Raw genomic sequence first — 380 nt, forward strand, 5'->3', positions numbered from 1 at the left:
CGGGGGTTGGCGGTGGACGGGCGGTGCAAGGCGTACGCGGAGGCGGCCGACGGCACGGGTTGGTCGGAGGGCGTGGGCGTGCTGGTGGTGCAGCGCCTCTCCGACGCGGTGCGCGACGGTCGCCGGGTGCTGGCCGTCGTGCGCGGCACCGCCGTCAACCAGGACGGCGCGTCGAACGGCCTGACCGCCCCGAACGGGCCCTCGCAGCAGCGGGTCATCCGGCAGGCGCTGGCGGATGCCCGGTTGGGCGTAACCGACGTGGACGCGGTGGAGGGCCACGGCACCGGCACCCGGCTCGGCGACCCGATCGAGGCGCAGGCGTTGTTGGCGACGTACGGGCGACGGCCGGCGGACGTGGAGCCGGTGTATCTGGGGTCGTT

General features: G+C 75.5%; 1 protein-coding gene. It reads left to right on the forward strand.

Features of this window, described 5'->3' with window-relative positions; all coding sequences use genetic code 11:
- On the forward strand, window positions 1-380 hold a 380-nt coding region (locus ACLQ2V_RS28145), incomplete at both ends, for a beta-ketoacyl synthase N-terminal-like domain-containing protein (protein WP_425721742.1).

Source organism: Micromonospora sp. DT233, assembly GCF_049841815.1.
Lineage (GTDB): Bacteria > Actinomycetota > Actinomycetes > Mycobacteriales > Micromonosporaceae > Micromonospora.